Raw genomic sequence first — 16464 nt, 5'->3', positions numbered from 1 at the left:
CCGGCTCCAATGAGCCGATCTTTTTCTATATTTTCCCGGGAAATATATCCGCTTAAACTTATAACAAATCCGCCGCCAATTGAGCCAGTTTGGAACGCTCCCCTTTTTCAAGCATAATATGTCCACTAATGCCCTCTTGTTTGAATCGTTCCACAACATAGGTCAGACCATTGCTCGCGGAATCCAGATACGGATGATCGATTTGCTCAGGGTCACCCATCAGTATGATTTTACTGCCTTCACCTACACGCGAAACGATGGTTTTTACTTCATGACGTGATAGGTTCTGGGCTTCATCCACAATAATAAATTGACCAGGTATGGAGCGTCCGCGAATATACGTTAATGCTTCCACCTGTATACTGCCTAGACCCATCAAAATTTTATCGATATCTCCAGCCTTTTTTGTATCGAACAAAAACTCCAGATTATCATATATGGGCTGCATCCACGGTCTCAGCTTCTCTTCCTTTTCCCCTGGTAGATAACCGATATCCTTCCCCATGGGAACCACTGGCCTCGCAATCAATAACTTTTTATATTTATGGTCATCCTCCACCTTAAGAAGACCTGCAGCGAGAGCCAGTAAGGTTTTACCTGTGCCTGCTTTGCCCGTAATGGTCACGAGTGGTATATCGTCATTCAGAAGTAATTCCAGCGCCATACGCTGCTGAGCATTTCGAGCACTAATCCCCCATACGTTATCATTGCTTAGGAACAGCGGCTCAAGTTTGGTTCCCTCCGTGTTTACCTTTAGCAGCGCTGATTTGTTGGTACCCATTTCATCCTTAAGAATCACAAATTCATTAGGATACAGCTTATAGGACAACTGCAATGGTTTAATTGGCAGAAAACGATATGTGTAAAACTCATCGATTACCGACGGGTGAACTTTCAAGGCTGTATAGCCTGGATATAGTTCACTGAGCCCTGCAGTCCGATCGGACAAGTAATCTTGAGTGAACAGACCGAGTACATCTGCTTTGATACGTACAAGTACATCCTTGCTTACCAACACAACCTGCCGTTCCACAACCTCTTTCTCATTTTCTTCAATTTGATAATTTAGCGCAACCGCCAGGATTCGGTTATCATTGGTGATTTCACCGAACATTTCTTGTACCCTTACAAAACTGCGATGATTCAATTCGACCTTCAGGTTACCTCCATTGGCGAGAGGAACTCCACTGTGCAGGTGACCCAGTTCACGCAGACCATCAAGCAATCTCGAAACATTTCGGGCATTGCGGCCAATCTCATCAGCATTTCTTTTTTTGGAGTCAATTTCCTCCAGTACAACCGCGGGAATGATTACCTCATGTTCCTCAAAGGCAAAAATGGCATTGGGGTCATGCAGAAGCACGTTGGTATCCAATACAAAAATCTTTTTCATTCAATCCCCTCCAAAGCGGCGTCGTTAAAGGCATGGTTTGGAACGTGAACTCGGGAATGCCGGATTAGATCATAGGTTTTCCATGCACAAGCAGTCCTTTTTTTCCATTCCCAAGTTCATCTGTGATCGTGTGATCTTTCAGCAGCGGCATGGACAATCATGCTCCCATACATAAATGTATTCGTCTCGGACAAAATAATTGCAACATTCTGAAAAACTCCAAGAAAGGATGAACATTTATGAGATATTGGGTTTGTACGCTGCTTCTGATCTTTATACTTACAGGCTGCAACAACACTACACGCAATGCCTCTCAAGAGCAGCAAGGAACTCATGCGAGGGGGTACGGAGGGAATGTTACAACACGGCAAGATCAACAAAATGGATCCCATATGCTCTACACAGAGGATGACCGAATGAATCCTTCACGCCTTGACCGTTTCAATGAGAATACGGGTGAAGTTCATGAACTGAACGTTGCTGATGATAACCAGACAGGCCGCATGACCAATGAAAATCGAATCACCCATCTCAAGGCACTTGCCAAGCAAGTGGAAGGTGTCAAAGACGCCAATTGCGTCATTCTCGGAAATACAGCGGTCGTTGGCATTGACGTAGATGGCGAACTGGAACGTGCTCGTGTAGGAACAATTAAATATTCTGTTGCAGAAGCTTTGCGCAAAGATCCAGAAGGTGTTGATTCGATTGTTACCGCTGATGCGGATGTTACCGAACGAATCAGGGAGATTGGTGAGCATATCCGCCAAGGACACCCCATATCCGGATTTGCTTCTGAACTCGCTGATATGGTGGGACGAATTATTCCACAGCTCCCGAAAGACGTCAAGGTCCGTCAAAACCCAGATGAGCAGGCTCCTGAAGAGCAGCAAATGCAGCAGCATACCACCGACAAAAAGCAACAAAAAGCCCAGTGATTTCTCACTAGGCTTTTTTCATGGCAGCAAAAACCTGCTCATCTAATTTCTCAGCAGCACGCTGATCGTATATTTTGACATATTGAGGCATAGAAGATAGCTGGGCTCCATAAAACAGGGCATTTCTGACCGCTTCAATGGAGATGTCGAAACAGCACATATTAAAGGGTACATCCTGCAATGGGTCCTGTCGAACAGAAGCACGTCCATTGATGGCATAAACCGTTTCTTCTCCAAATACCGTAACGGTAATCAACGGATTTTGTTTCATATTGTTCACAAGACGTGAACGATGATCCAAAGCGACCCGAAGCGTGGACGCATTCTCCGCATAGATCCAGGAGATTGCGGTGGATGTCGGGCCTCCAGATTCAATGTCTACCGTATTCAGGAGTACAAACGTTTCGTTCTTGAATTGCTGCAAAAGAGATTCAGTCAATTGTGTGACGGCTTCGGACATTAAACCAGCCCTCCCTAACCTTCTTTATGCAATTCTTGATACTATGAATGATGTAATTATAACATACCCGGAAACTTGCTTCCAATCCCCCAGCTACTCTGCCGCCGGAGTAGCTGTTACTTTGCCTGAGAGCGTGTCCTGCAAGGCTTGCTTCGCATTGGCCAGCTCCGTCTCATTCACATAAACATAAGGGCTTCTCCAGTCCCCGGTTACAGGCGTATAGTGCACATCCGATTTGGAAATGTTCCAATACGTAGCAATAAAGTTTTTCATCTGTTCGGATTCCACGTCGGTTGTCATATTGTCATCAATCGCACCAATGACTTTGCTAATCTTCGTCACACCACCAAGTGACTTCATCTGATCCAGCATGGAGTTCAGTACCTGATTTTGACGCTTGTTACGGTCAAAGTCATTGGATTCATCCGTTTTGGGATCACAGTTGGATTTGCGGTAGCGTACAAAATCGAGTGCTTGCTTGCCGTCCAGATGCTGATCACCCGCAATCAGATTAATATCTGTATTGTCGGCCGTATCCCGGTAACACATATTTTTGTCGACCGTCACATCCACACCACCCACGGCATCAACGGCATCGCGGAATGCCTGGAAGTTAAGCACCGTTGTGTAATTGATATCGACGTCAAAATACTTGCCCATCATTTCTTTCATCTGATCCTCAGCATTCTTACCGGAGGTCTTCTCCTGGGCTTTAAACTTAGGATAGTATGAGTTCAGTTTATTTGCCTTGTACCCTTCAAGTTCTATCCGCGTATCACGCGGCAAGGAAACAATTGTGGCCGTTTTGGTATCCGGGTTCATGGCTGCTACCATAACAACATCGGACAGATACGTTCCGGTTTCAGGACGGTTATCTGTACCCAACAGCAGCATGGTAATGGGCTTAGTCTTGGCCGACATCCCTGGAGGCACTGGTTTATCAATGCCGGTGTCCGCCACCTGGTTGTATACCCAGTAGAGATATCCCCCACCTACAATGATGGCAATCACCAAAAGGCTCAAAACGAATTTGGCAAATGTGCGCACCCGCTTTTTCTTTTTCGGTGGCTTACCTTTACTGTTGTTAGACCCTGAAGCTCCGGATTTGGCTGGTGCCTGTCTACGCGGAGGCAGTCCGTTCGAATTCGAGTTCATATCTTCAACACCTTTATCACATCTGTTTTGGTCCAAATAAAAGACAACCGCTTTCCCGAAGGAAAACGGATGGACTGTACAGAGACAGATTTTATGAATTTCTGGCGGCAGCTTCCGCCTTTTTCTTTTGACGACCTTCGATGAAATAGCGCACTCGCACTAACAGCATCAAACCGACGGCTACCAGCAAACATTGAATAATTGGGAGCTTATCGATCTGAAAAATAAGAAGCATGAATGTGCCCATCGCCATCAATAGATAAAGAAAGATTTCCTTAACAAGCGGCAATTTCTGACGTACCCGAAACACCTTATTATATACGTAAGTAATCAGCACAAAGATGACGATGTAGGCTACGATCGGGTGTGATGCGAACCATGCTTGCATGCACAGTCAGCTCCTTTCGTTGTTCATGCTTGTATAAGTAAACCGGTTGCTGGTAGTACCCTAGCAGCTTAGAGAGCCAGTACGTGCTATTGTGACCGTTTCGGTTTCAGATCGTTCTTCCAATCGCTGTTATCCCCAGATTTTTTTAATCCATTTACACAATGGTAAAATCCGGGGATAAACGCGAACGCTTCGCTTCTTCAGAATCGATTCTGATCCCTACACTACTTTAGCTCCACAAGCTTTCATTACTTACCGGGCCCATCAAACGTTAACTTATACATACTATTTTTTGTTAGTTATGATTAAGCGTTATTTTGAGCCATTTTGCGTTGTTTCTCTGCACGCTCACGCTCGGATTTGTTCAGGATCTTCTTACGAAGACGAATAGATTTCGGTGTAATCTCACAATATTCATCTTCATTCAGATATTCAAGCGCCTGTTCCAACGAGAAGATAATCGGCGTTTTAATTTTAACTGTGTCATCTTTACCAGAAGAACGAACGTTAGTCAGTTGTTTTTCTTTGCAGATGTTGACAACGATATCATTGTCACGCGTATGCTCCCCAACGATCATACCTTCGTAAATTTCTGTTCCTGGCTCAAGGAAGAGCGTACCACGATCCTCAACACCCATCATTCCATAGAACGTAGATGTACCCGTTTCAGTTGAGATCAGTACACCTTGGTGACGTCCACCCACTTGACCGGATACGACTGGAGCGTAGCTGTCAAATGCATGGTTCATTACGCCATAACCACGAGTCAATGTCAAGAAGTTGGTGCTGTATCCAATCAGACCACGTGCAGGAATCAGGAACTCCAGACGTACTTGTCCGCTACCCGTGTTGACCATGTTAACCATCTCTGCTTTACGTGCACCCAGGCTTTCCATGACGGAACCCATGCTTTCTTCAGGGATATCAATCAACAAGCGCTCAAGAGGTTCCATTTTCTTACCATCAATTTCTTTGACGATAACTTCCGGTTTGGATACTTGAAGCTCATATCCTTCACGACGCATATTTTCAATCAGGATACCGAGGTGAAGCTCACCACGTCCGGATACGATAAACGCATCTGGGCTCTCTGTTTCTTCAACACGCAGGGATACGTCAGTTTCCAATTCCTTCAACAAACGCTCACGCAGTTTACGGGAAGTTACCCATTTACCTTCACGGCCTGCGAATGGACTGTTGTTTACGAGGAATGTCATTTGCAGTGTTGGCTCGTCAATTTTCAGAACCGGCAAAGCTTCAGGGTTGTTCGGATCAGCAATTGTTTCACCGATGTTGATATCCTTAATACCCGCGATCGCAACGATGTCACCTGCGCCAGCTTCCTCTGTCTCAACACGTTTCAGACCTTGGAAACCAAACAGTTTCTCGATACGAGCTGTTTTGCTTTTGCCATCACGCATAATAACAGTAACGGATTGGCCTTGACGAATCACACCGCGGTTTACACGACCGATAGCGATACGTCCGAGGTACTCATTATAGTCCATCAGCGTAACGAGGAATTGCAGTGGCTCTTCAACGTTCTCTGTTGGATGAGGGATATGACTTACGATGGTGTCGTAGATCGCCATCATGTTGTCATCTTGTTTGGCAGGGTCGTCTTCCATGCTGGATGTTCCGTTCAATGCGGAAGCATATACAACAGGGAATTCAAGCTGCTCATCGCTGGCACCCAGTTCGATAAACAGGTCAAGTACTTCATCAATAACCTCAGCCGGACGAGCCGCTGGACGGTCAATTTTGTTTACAATAACGATTGGAGTCAGGTTGTGCTCCAGTGCTTTACGAAGTACAAACTTCGTTTGTGGCATACAGCCCTCATAAGCATCGACAACGAGCAATACGCCGTCAACCATTTTCATGATACGTTCTACTTCACCACCGAAGTCGGCGTGTCCTGGTGTATCTACAATGTTGATCAGGTAATCTTTATAAGTTATAGCCGTGTTTTTGGCCAAAATCGTAATACCGCGTTCACGCTCCAAATCGTTGGAGTCCATTGCGCGCTCCTGTACCGTTTCGTGATCACGGAAAGTACCGGATTGCTGGAGCAACTTGTCGACTAGCGTTGTTTTCCCGTGGTCGACGTGGGCAATAATCGCAATATTGCGAATGTGTTCTCTTGAATGCATGGTTTGTATCCATATCCTTTCCAATTTCAATTCTTATCTACTAAACTTCCCGCATTTCTGCAGGTTACTCACCCAAAATAAGCGTCGGTGATATCCCGACGCATGTCTTTATCCCTTATATTATAGTTGATCATAGCTAAAAATCAAGATATTTCGCTTGGAGCAAGGTCGGGCAATGTTACCAGCCCTTCCTCCCGCGCCCGCGTCCAAGCAGCAACCAGACTCCGCCCAAAATCAAAAGGATCGCCAGCACATAAACAATTCCGGTATGAAGCAGGGTGAATCCGAATAAGACAATGGACAAAGCACCGATGCCCCATGCTGCAGGAAGCACAAACTCTGGTTTATAGCGTTCAGCAAGTCCGTACTCGAGTAAACCAACGGCAATGCCCAGCAAGAATGCCGGCCAGAGGCTGCTCATAAGCCCTCCGCCCCATGTGTTCGTAATTCCGAACAAAATACCATACACCGTTAATATCCCTGCGGGAACAAGTGACCACGTAGGAGTAACTCTTGCATAGTACAGGGCATGTAGAGCAATTCCCGGCAGCAATAGAAGCAAAGGCCAGAAATGGCGTCCAATAAAGCCAAACACCCCAAGCTTACCAAGCAAAATAATGATACCTGCTGCCACGATAAATATGCCGATCGCTTGTTCATTTCTCATCTTCATCTGCAATCACCTCTTATATCAATTAGGCTATGTAGGTTATAAGCTTCAACGAATTCGCCGTTTCATGATGACCAGCTTTTGTAGACCTTCCTCTAGTGTAGCCCATGTTTTTGCAAAAAACTATACTTGATGTCGCATTTCGTCGCTGCTCTTTTTATGTATTACCCTAAAGGTATTGATCCGTCGCTTGTTCCTCAATGTTCACTACATGAGACGATTTCATTCAACAAAAAAAACCGTCCTCGGCAGACGGTTGTCTCTCCACTCTAATCTTCTGCTGCATACCCAGAACGAAATTACGCATTTCGTCTGACAAATTTGTGTGCTCCCCCAACCGCTATGACCAGACCAGCCATCGCCACAGGTAACAGTGTGTGGGCTTCCGCTGTCAAGCTGCCAAGCCACTGACCCAGCTTCGGGTCACTCATCACCATTTCACCTGCCGTGAATGCCAGGATGCCTGAGCCCGCGAATACCAGAATCGGGAATCGTTTCAACAAACCGACAATTAAGCCGCTTCCCCACACCACAATGGGAATGCTGATGGCTATTCCGATGACGATAAGTGCCAGGTCTCCATCTGCTAATGCCGCTATGGCAAGCACATTGTCCAAACTCATTACAAAATCGGCAATCAAAATGGTCTGAACCGCTTTCCAGGTCGTAGAAGCTTCCCGAATATGTACTTCGTCTTCGTTTTGAAGCAGCAGCTTCACGGCAATCCAGAACAGTAATATCCCGCCCGCAGCCTGTATAAAAGGAATTCCTAGCATTAACACCGCTGCAAAAGTTAGCACACACCTTAGTACAACTGCACCAAAAGCCCCCCACCATACCGCTTGCTTACGCTGCTTCTCCGGCAAATCCTTACTCGCAAGCGCGATGACTACCGCATTATCTCCACTCAAAACCAGATTGATCATTAGAATTTCAGTCAACAGCCACAATGTATCCATGTTTCTCCTCCCCCCACTCTTACTTGTATGTCAAAGTTGTCCATGCTATTCTTAACGATTGAACAAGCTTTTTAGGTTCGGACATATAGAGGGAGTGACAGCATATGGAGCTTTTTAGCGCTGTTTTTTGGCTTGCTTTGGTGAAAATTGTATTTATTGATCTCATGCTGGCTGGCGATAACGCAATCGTTATCGGCCTTGCTGCACGTAATTTGCACCCTTCAGTGCAGAAAAAAGCGATTCTCTACGGGACAGCGGGTGCGCTAGTGATTCGGATTGTAGCCACAGTGGTTGTACTCTGGCTGCTTAAGGTGCCTTGGCTGCTGCTTGTAGGTGGCGTTTTGCTGATCTGGATTGCTTATAAACTATTGGCTGACCAAGGTGAAGAACATAGTGATATTAAGGCAGGCAGCTCCTTATGGGTTGCCGTTCGCACCATCGTCATTGCAGATGCTGCCATGGGACTGGACAATGTCATTGCAGTGGCTGGCGCGGCTGAACAGCATCTGGTACTGGTTATCATCGGATTGTTGATCAGTGTACCGATCATCGTATGGGGAAGCACCCTGTTCATCAAGTTAATCAATCACTTCCCATGGATTATATATCTGGGGGCCATTGTACTCGGTTATACCGCATCCCACATGATTACAGAGGAACACCGGCTTGTGCCGTTTTTCACCGAGCATCCCGCCCTTCGCATTCTGTTTATCGTGCTGGTCGTTGCAGGCGTGGTATTCGCAGGATACCGCAAACGCTCCAGCAGTAAACAAGGTGGAGAGCACCAGCGATCCTATTCGTAAAATAAAGATACACAAAAAAAGGACCAACCGATTTGCCATCGGCCGGTCCTTTTTTTCCATCTCAGGCAACATAGTCCTTATTATGTTATTCTACCAGTTCAAGGGAATAGAATCAGAACCAGTCTTCCTTGATTTCATTCCCCGTGTTCTCACTCGTTGCAGGAGCTGCTTCCCCAGCATGCAGAACGATGGTTTCCGTCCGAGCAACAGCTTCATCTATCCATTCCGGCAGATGGCTCATTGTTGCTTCAATTTTGTCCACAATGCGAAGATTCGGATTCGTTGTAGGTGATTTGGGCACGAACAGCGTGCAGCAATCCTCGTAAGGCAGAATCGATATATCATATGTTCCAATCTGTTTGGACAGTGTAATAATTTCCTGCTTGTCCATCATGACGAGAGGACGCAAAAGCGGAAGTTCTGTTGCACGTCCGATGACATTCATACTTGGAAGCGTCTGGCTTGCAACTTGACCAAGGCTATCCCCGGTAATTAATGCAAGCGCCCGCTCACGTTCAGCGAGCTTGGTCGCAATTCGCAGCATGGAACGGCGCATCAGGGTGATGATCAGATTATCCTGACCCAGCTGGGTGAATGCCGTTTGGATCTCCGTAAAAGGAACCAGGTGCAGTTTGATGGTACCGGCATGATCAGCCAAGGCACGAGCCAGATCGATCACCTTTTCCTTGGCACGCTGGCTGGTGAACGGATAACTGTAAAAGTGTACACATTCCACTTCCAGTCCACGCCTCATGGAGGCCCATGCCGCTACAGGACTATCAATTCCTCCCGACAGCAGCGCCATCGCTTTGCCGTTGGTACCCAGAGGGAACCCGCCGACAGCGGGAATCACTTCATTGAAGATATAGGTCCCCTGATCTCGAATCTCCACTCGCAGTTCAATGTCCGGATGACGTACATCCACACGAAGCTGTTGGAACTTTCTTAATATCGGGGAACCCACCATGTGGTTCATTTCATGTGAAGAATGAGGATACTCTTTCCACACCCGGCGGGTATTCACTTTGAACGTCGTACCTTCCTTGAACTCGTTTTCTCTCTCATCCATGAAAGCTACAGCCGTTTCCACGATATCCTCAAGCACAGAAGGAGTTACTTTAACCGGACTGATGGACATTACCCCAAAAACCCGTTTGAGTACGGCAATCAGTTCGGTATGGGAATGCCCCCCGAGATCCACATACAATCGACCAAATTCCTTGCGCAAGCTTGCGCCTGGATATGGCTTGAGCAGGGCCCTTACCTGAGTAATAATGGTTTTTTCGAAACGTGAACGATTTTTGCCTTTCAGCATAAACTCTCCAAAACGGAGAAGCAGCATATCATATTTCATTTGACTTTACATCCGCCTTTCCAACGGGCGCAGCTGCGCCACCATCTGATGCAGCGCTTGTTCCAGCAAGGCCACATCCTCTTCTGTATGTTCGTAACCTAGACTAATCCGCAAACCTCCTGATGCGCTCGCGGCATCTCTTCCCATCGCAAGAAGAACTCTGCTGGGCTCCGCAGAGCGGGAGGAGCATGCTGATTGTGTAGAAACAATGATCCCAAGCTGCTCCAGCGTATGGAGCGCAACTTCAGCCTTCATCCCCGGATAGGAAAAGTGAATAATATGGGGAGCTCCATCCTGTCGGCTGTTCAGATGAAGTTCAGGAATGGTTTCAATGGTTTCCATAATCCGATCTCTCAGCACTGTGGCACGTTCAGCAAACTCCAGCTGCCGTTCTGCCGCAAGACGCATCGCTTTTGCCATACCTACAAGCAAGGGAACATTCTCTGTTCCTGCTCTCATGCCCTGCTCCTGCGAACCACCAGACAGCAATGGGGTAAGTTCCACTCCACTTCGTACATATAGGAGTCCCGCTCCTTTCGGACCACGGATTTTGTGAGCAGATAAACTGTACAGATCAGCTCCCCACGAAGCGGGCTTTGCTTCCATTTTGCCAAACCCCTGTACCCCATCCACGTGAAAAAGCACGCGCGGTGCAGCACTTTTCAAACGGCTGCCTATCTCTGCAACGGGATGGATGATCCCTGTTTCATTGTTTACATGCATCAGGCTGACAAGAACTGTGTCCGGTCTTAATGCATCCATCACCTGCTGAGTGCTTACACGGCCATCCGAATCCACGGGCAGCCAGGTTACTTCCCAGCCCCACTGCTGCAGCTGCAAAAAACTCTCATATACGGAAGCATGTTCGGTAGCCGTCGTAATCAGATGTTTTCCCCGTGTCTGATACCTAAGTGCCGCTCCTTTTATGGCGAGGTTGTTACTCTCCGTTGCCCCTGAAGTGAACACGATCTCTTCGGGCTTAACACCAAGTGCTGCTGCGCACCCGGAGCGTGCACGCCTCAACAGTTGATCCGCTCGTTCTCCGTACCCATGAATGGATGACGGATTGCCAAAATGTGCCTCCATAATTTCAGCCATCGTTCGAACTACGTCTGAATCAGGAGGAGTTGTTGCTGCATAATCAAAATATTTCAAATGAGGTCAGACCTCCTTCAGATGTTCTCTAATCCTACAGTGAGCATTGTAACACGATCCCGTCCCAACACAAAAAGACCAATCAGGAACAGGCTGGCTTCCCAGGCATGCTCCCGAATTGATCTCCTCCTGAACTCGCTGTAAAACAATGATCTTTGACGCTATACCGTATATTTTGACTGTGCTTTTTCCACTTTGGAAATATACGCCTGTGTCTCCGCAGGCAACTGGTTAAGTACACTCATCAGCTCACTGTCGTTTGACACACCCAAACGGGAAACGCGCCCTGGACCAGCATTATAAGCGGCGAGCGCCATCTTCACCTCGCCACCAAAACGCTGAAGCTGAAGGGAGAGATATTTGGTTCCGGCATCAATGCTCTGAGCAGGATCAAAGGCATTCGTTACACCGAGACCAGCTGCAGTCCCATCCATTAATTGCATTAATCCCTTGGCACCTGCGGATGATACTACGTTCGGATTGAATCCGGATTCCGTGTCAATGACAGCCTTGATTAGAGATTCAGGTACTCCATACTTGGCACTTGCCGCTGCAATCAGAGATTCAAAATCGGTTGGAACGGATCCCTTGGCATCAGCATTTACAGTACTGGTATGTGTAGACAAAGATACATTCTCACTGCTGCTGGAAGAATTCACACTCGCATCCGTAGTATACAAACTGCCCAGTTGTAACCACAACAAGCCGTCACTGGATCTTTTGGAGATGCCCATTGACGTTGAAGAAGATGAATCGCTGCTGTTCGAAGCATTTGTACTCGAACTCAACAGCCCGTCCATCATATCGGCGAAGTCTGACGATGAACCCACAGTTTCACCTGATACATTCGTTTGATTGGCAACATTGGACAATTGAAGTTCCAGTAACTGCCGTGACCCGTTTGGATCAATCTGCATCTGTTTTCCCACTCCCGTATAAATAAACGTATATTATGCCTATATTCTACATCGTTTTACAAAAATCTGCCATGATTTTCAGAAAAATAAACCCATTTATTCTTCTGTTTGCGTAAACGCGAAAAACCTTCACCCATAACCCGGATTTACGGGAAGGGAGAAGGTTAAGATATGCCCTATTCAGTTCAAAATTGCTGGCTAAAAACATGTATTTTTCGTCAACAAGAGTTTAACGGGCAAATGGAATCATGAAGAAATAACTGATCGTAGCGAGTGCTCCCAGTCCAATGGACCAAGCTCCGGCCGTTTTACGCCCGTTTACATAAGCGTAATAACCAAGCACGGCTGCAGCCGGACCAAGTACGATAGACCACATAAATAAGGACGCAATCCCGCAAGCAAGTCCAATATAACCAGAGACCTTACCGGTTGACTCCATAACGCGGTCAGCTTCATGCTTTTCCGGGGCTGCTGCTGCCGGTTCAGCGCGTTCTGTACGTACAGAAGCCGGAGGTGCAACCTCTGCACCATACTCCTCGCGATGTTCACGTCGCGGATAATCCACACGCTCACGTTTTTTTACATTGGCGGGAGTGGCAGTTTTGGAACGATGAAATGGATAATCCTCTTTATTATCATTCTTCACTTCAAAGCACCTCCATAATAATTAGGGATGACTGCTCATTTGGGTTTGAATGTGTGACAGCATGTTGCCGAAGAAGTACGCGCATGATCCTGATGATCCGAATCAAACGTCTCTCCAGCAAATTCTTCATGCAAACGACGGGTAGCGTGTTGGTCGATGTCAATCATGATGGCATCGGCGTGACAGAAATTGTTTTCTCCCCAGAAATGACAGTTGGACACACTGCATTTGACAATTGGCTTGTCTTGGCTCATATATTTATCACCTCGACATCTATTGTCTCCCCAGTGTAAATCGGCTATTCTCTGGCGAGATGTCAGATGATGACATGAATTTAGCCACTCTTTTCTTGTCTGAGAACGCCAAAAAAACCGCCATTACTGGCGGTTTCATCCATTTTATAAAGTGGGTACAGCTAAACTATGCGTGATTGCGTTGATTCTGCATCCGGCGCTGGGTCAAATAGTCACTTTCATAAAAGGCCAGATCATCGCGCAGTTCTTCATACGTTTTAGAAACTTCAAGAATAACATCGCGTACTGCACGAACCGGCTTGTCACGGAAGCGAATGGCATCCTGGCCTGTGTACGCATATCTTCCGTCTTCGGAATAGCATTCATTTTTGGGATAGAAAAAGCTGTTTACGCATTGATGATAGGTATTATAGAGAGCCTTTTCGGCAAAATCGACATCAAAATTGGCACGACGCAGCACAACGCCAAGTTTTTCGTAAGAAACTTCAGAAAAAACAAGCAAATGACGGAGATCCGAAAGAAATCCTTTGTAGAAGGTTGTCGATTCCTCAGTCTGGTTCTGATCCAGTTCAGGCAAGGCATTTTCATTCAAAAATTGTTCGATCCGATCGATAGCAGGTTTTAACTTTTCCCTAGTTGACTCACAAGTTTTCTGTACATTGGCTGCTGACATAAAGGTAGCTCCCCCTTAAATAAGTCCTTACATATAGGTCGGCCACGGTGGTTGTCCCCTGACCTTGAATTCTCAGCTACTATCCTACCATAAAAAGATGACGAGCGGTATCCCTTAATCATCCTTTACATAACCGCCACGATCCTTACCCATTAAGCGAAGTCAGCTCCGTTTTCACCTGCATAAAAATAACCGCTTTTCCTAACGATAGAACTATGCCAAGGACAACGATGAATACAGGAAACTCATGACTGCTGTCCAAAATACAAGAGGAGGTTATATTCCCCATGTCCAGACCTAAATGGATAAACTGGGCCATTGCCGCCGGTGCAGGAGCGCTTGCACTGACCCTGCTGCTTCCGACATCCAACCGTCCTGCACCTGAGCCGAGTGCCATGCCCGATGCTCCTCATGAGGAACATGCAAACAAACAGCGTTTAAAAGTCCAGGATGTGAAAGCGACAGATTTACTGACACGTATGGATGCCAAGCAGCATCTCCGCTTAATGCTTGAGAAGAGCGCCACTATGAATGAAGCCGAGTTCGGTCGGTACGTTCAGGATTTACAGCGTACACACGATCATATTCGTTCCATTGATGTGCTGGATAGCAAGGGAACCGTCAAAAAACATTTTGCTAAAGAATCTGGTCAAGGAAGCAAAGTGGAGCAGCAAAAACTGGAGCACTCCCTTAACCTTGCGAAAAAAGCGGTAATGAAACGCCAAAGCTTCGAATCTTCCTCATTTCCTCTAGGCAAAGAAAAATATTTCGTAATGGGCCTGCCCTCCAAGGATGGGAACAAAGCGGTTGTTGCACTCTTTAGCCAAAGTGTCTTGAATGCGGTGGAGCAACACCAGCGCAAAAATCTGCGCATGATTCCTTACCCGCGTGAGGGCAAATTCAAAATCGAATCCGTACACCCAGATACCCTTAACGAAGTCACGGTAAAAACAGGTCATGATAATGCCAATGCCAGCCATTTTTATGAAAATGAAATCGTTATTCGTTTCCGACAGGAGCCGGGTGAACGGGATATGCGGATCATCAAATCCGATTTGCGTACCCAATCTGCGCGTAAGCTGGGATACACTTATGTTTTTCGTTCAGAACACATGAACTACGAGCAGCTGCATTCCTATTTTGAACGCAAATGGAATCCGCTGTATATGGAACCCCACTACATGTATTTAACCAATGAAGCAGCACCTGAACAAACCGATACGGATGTAACGATTCCCAACGATGTTCTGTTCACGGATTACCAATGGAATCTCCCGGCTATTGAAACCAATCGGGGCTGGAATATTACAAAAGGGAAAGAAGACGTTATTGTTGCCGTAGTGGATACCGGAGTGGACCTGAATCATCCGGATCTGAAGGGCAAGCTGCTGGAGGGTTATAACGTCGTTGATCCGAAGAGCAAACCACTTGACGATGTGGGCCATGGTACACATGTAGCCGGAATCATTGGCGCTATTGTCAATAACAGCGAAGGCGTGGCGGGGATGAGTTGGTATAACAAGGTTCTTCCCGTGAAGGTACTGGACAATTCAGGTTCAGGAACCACGTATGCCGTGGCCGAAGGCATCATTTGGGCTGCGGACCACGGTGCCAAGGTCATCAACATGAGTCTGGGCAATTATGCAGATGCCCAATTTCTCCATGATGCCATCAAGTATGCCTTCGATCGCGATATTGTCCTGATTGCTGCAACCGGGAATGATAACACTGAACGGCCTGGATATCCTGCCGCTTATCCCGAGGTGTTCGCAGTTTCGGCTACCGATCCAGATATGAATAAGGCTTCGTATTCCAACTACGGCGATTATGTGGATGTAATGGCGCCTGGCAGCAGCATCGCTAGCACGTATCCCAACAATCAATATGCCGCCCTATCCGGAACGTCAATGGCCAGCCCCCATGTCGCTGCACTTGCTGGATTAATTCGTTCGTTGAATCCGGATCTGACCAATACGGAGGTCATGGACCTGATGCGTCAGAGTGTCATCGACCTTGGTGACCCCGGTCACGACAAGTATTATGGTTATGGTCAGGTCGATGTCTACAAGGCCCTTCAGTCCGCTTCAAGCAATAGTGCACCCTTACAGTTTTGGCCACAACATGTGAGGCAGCAGATGGATAATACGATGAAAAAATATACGAAGTAGCCTTTTGTGGATTGAAACTCAATTTGCTTCGTGTACAAAAATAAAAGCAGCTGCGCCCCGGGGCGTATGCTGCTTTTTGAGCTGTTCTCTATTTCCCCGGGGCACCCGCTGCGACTAGCGTTTGCGGGACGATGTGCGGGCTTTGCCGGATTTTTTCACGGATTTTTTCTTGCTGTTATAGCTGGATACATAGCAAGGATCTTCTTCTTTGACAACGACAGGATACAAATGGTGATGAACTGGCACACAGTGCGTTTTTTTGATGACTTCGATCGGGTGGATGACAGGTACGATCTGCGGAACGTAGTAATCCTCAACAACCTGGATCGGGTCACATACAATCGGGCAAAGCGGTGGACAGTAATGGTTCATTTAAAACCA

17 protein-coding genes are annotated in these 16464 nt (G+C 46.8%); 3 read left to right on the top strand and 14 right to left on the bottom strand.

All coding sequences use genetic code 11. The features are described 5' to 3' along the window. Positions 1 to 58 precede the first annotated feature (58 nt). Complete coding sequence (locus AC3WQ3_RS03365; protein ID WP_095289936.1) at positions 59 to 1393, bottom strand: PhoH family protein; 1335 nt, start codon at positions 1391 to 1393, stop codon at positions 59 to 61. Between the two features lie 239 nt (positions 1394 to 1632). On the opposite strand from AC3WQ3_RS03365, the gene AC3WQ3_RS03360 reads away from it, so the two are divergent. Continuing rightward, entirely contained in the window at positions 1633 to 2328 is a 696-nt protein-coding gene (locus tag AC3WQ3_RS03360) for a YhcN/YlaJ family sporulation lipoprotein (RefSeq protein ID WP_336780561.1), read from the top strand. A 7-nt stretch (positions 2329 to 2335) separates the two neighbouring features. Here the strand turns inward: AC3WQ3_RS03360 and AC3WQ3_RS03355 are convergent, their stop codons facing one another. From AC3WQ3_RS03355 to AC3WQ3_RS03330, 6 genes are all read right to left on the bottom strand, one after another. Then, entirely contained in the window at positions 2336 to 2788 is a 453-nt protein-coding gene (locus tag AC3WQ3_RS03355) for a pyridoxamine 5'-phosphate oxidase family protein (RefSeq protein WP_095289932.1), read from the bottom strand. Positions 2789 to 2881: 93 nt separating this feature from the next. Continuing rightward, positions 2882 to 3943: an LCP family protein gene (locus AC3WQ3_RS03350; RefSeq protein ID WP_492471457.1), complete on the bottom strand. Its 1062-nt coding sequence runs from the start codon at positions 3941 to 3943 to the stop codon at positions 2882 to 2884. A gap of 91 nt (positions 3944 to 4034) precedes the next feature. Then, the gene (locus AC3WQ3_RS03345; protein WP_095289928.1) at positions 4035 to 4331 is read right to left on the bottom strand and encodes a YlaH-like family protein; all 297 of its coding nucleotides are present in this window, start codon (positions 4329 to 4331) and stop codon (positions 4035 to 4037) included. A gap of 305 nt (positions 4332 to 4636) precedes the next feature. Further along, on the bottom strand, positions 4637 to 6484 hold the full coding sequence (gene typA / locus AC3WQ3_RS03340) for a translational GTPase TypA (RefSeq protein ID WP_095289927.1): 1848 nt from the start codon (positions 6482 to 6484) through the stop codon (positions 4637 to 4639). A gap of 178 nt (positions 6485 to 6662) precedes the next feature. Then, on the bottom strand, positions 6663 to 7157 hold the full coding sequence (locus AC3WQ3_RS03335; RefSeq protein ID WP_154895130.1) for a hypothetical protein: 495 nt from the start codon (positions 7155 to 7157) through the stop codon (positions 6663 to 6665). Between the two features lie 296 nt (positions 7158 to 7453). Then, positions 7454 to 8113 carry a TerC family protein gene (locus AC3WQ3_RS03330; RefSeq protein WP_095289923.1) on the bottom strand — a complete coding sequence of 220 codons (660 nt, stop codon included), beginning with the start codon at positions 8111 to 8113 and terminating at the stop codon, positions 7454 to 7456. Positions 8114 to 8217: 104 nt separating this feature from the next. Between AC3WQ3_RS03330 and AC3WQ3_RS03325 the strand changes: the two genes are divergently transcribed. Next, positions 8218 to 8916, top strand: coding sequence for a TerC family protein (locus tag AC3WQ3_RS03325; RefSeq protein WP_492471456.1), 699 nt, complete (start codon positions 8218 to 8220; stop codon positions 8914 to 8916). Positions 8917 to 9028: 112 nt separating this feature from the next. On the opposite strand, the gene thiI is transcribed toward AC3WQ3_RS03325, so the two are convergent. The 6 genes from thiI to AC3WQ3_RS03295 all read right to left on the bottom strand — a co-directional run bounded on the left by thiI (position 9029) and on the right by AC3WQ3_RS03295 (position 13915). Then, on the bottom strand, positions 9029 to 10270 hold the full coding sequence (gene thiI, locus AC3WQ3_RS03320; protein WP_336780558.1) for a tRNA uracil 4-sulfurtransferase ThiI: 1242 nt from the start codon (positions 10268 to 10270) through the stop codon (positions 9029 to 9031). 6 nt (positions 10271 to 10276) lie between these two features. Beyond that, entirely contained in the window at positions 10277 to 11425 is a 1149-nt protein-coding gene (locus tag AC3WQ3_RS03315; RefSeq protein WP_492471455.1) for a cysteine desulfurase family protein, read from the bottom strand. A 161-nt stretch (positions 11426 to 11586) separates the two neighbouring features. Beyond that, entirely contained in the window at positions 11587 to 12342 is a 756-nt protein-coding gene (locus AC3WQ3_RS03310; protein ID WP_492471569.1) for a lytic transglycosylase domain-containing protein, read from the bottom strand. Between the two features lie 229 nt (positions 12343 to 12571). Next, a complete protein-coding gene (locus AC3WQ3_RS03305) occupies positions 12572 to 12988 on the bottom strand; it encodes a hypothetical protein (protein WP_402876077.1) in 417 nt (138 codons plus the stop codon). 35 nt (positions 12989 to 13023) lie between these two features. Further along, positions 13024 to 13242 (bottom strand): DUF1540 domain-containing protein, encoded by a 219-nt coding sequence (locus tag AC3WQ3_RS03300; RefSeq protein ID WP_095289916.1) that lies wholly within the window; start codon positions 13240 to 13242, stop codon positions 13024 to 13026. A gap of 166 nt (positions 13243 to 13408) precedes the next feature. Further along, entirely contained in the window at positions 13409 to 13915 is a 507-nt protein-coding gene (locus AC3WQ3_RS03295; protein ID WP_095289915.1) for a YpuI family protein, read from the bottom strand. Between the two features lie 287 nt (positions 13916 to 14202). Here AC3WQ3_RS03295 and AC3WQ3_RS03290 point away from each other — a divergent pair, with 287 nt between their 5' ends. After that, positions 14203 to 16083 carry a S8 family peptidase gene (locus AC3WQ3_RS03290; RefSeq protein ID WP_336780555.1) on the top strand — a complete coding sequence of 627 codons (1881 nt, stop codon included), beginning with the start codon at positions 14203 to 14205 and terminating at the stop codon, positions 16081 to 16083. Positions 16084 to 16197: 114 nt separating this feature from the next. Here AC3WQ3_RS03290 and AC3WQ3_RS03285 read toward each other — a convergent pair whose 3' ends face one another. Beyond that, complete coding sequence (locus AC3WQ3_RS03285; protein WP_127537761.1) at positions 16198 to 16455, bottom strand: hypothetical protein; 258 nt, start codon at positions 16453 to 16455, stop codon at positions 16198 to 16200. Positions 16456 to 16464: the final 9 nt, after the last annotated feature.

It is taken from the genome of Paenibacillus sp. FW104-T2 (assembly GCF_058789975.1).
This window is presented reverse-complemented; position numbering and strand designations above follow the sequence as displayed.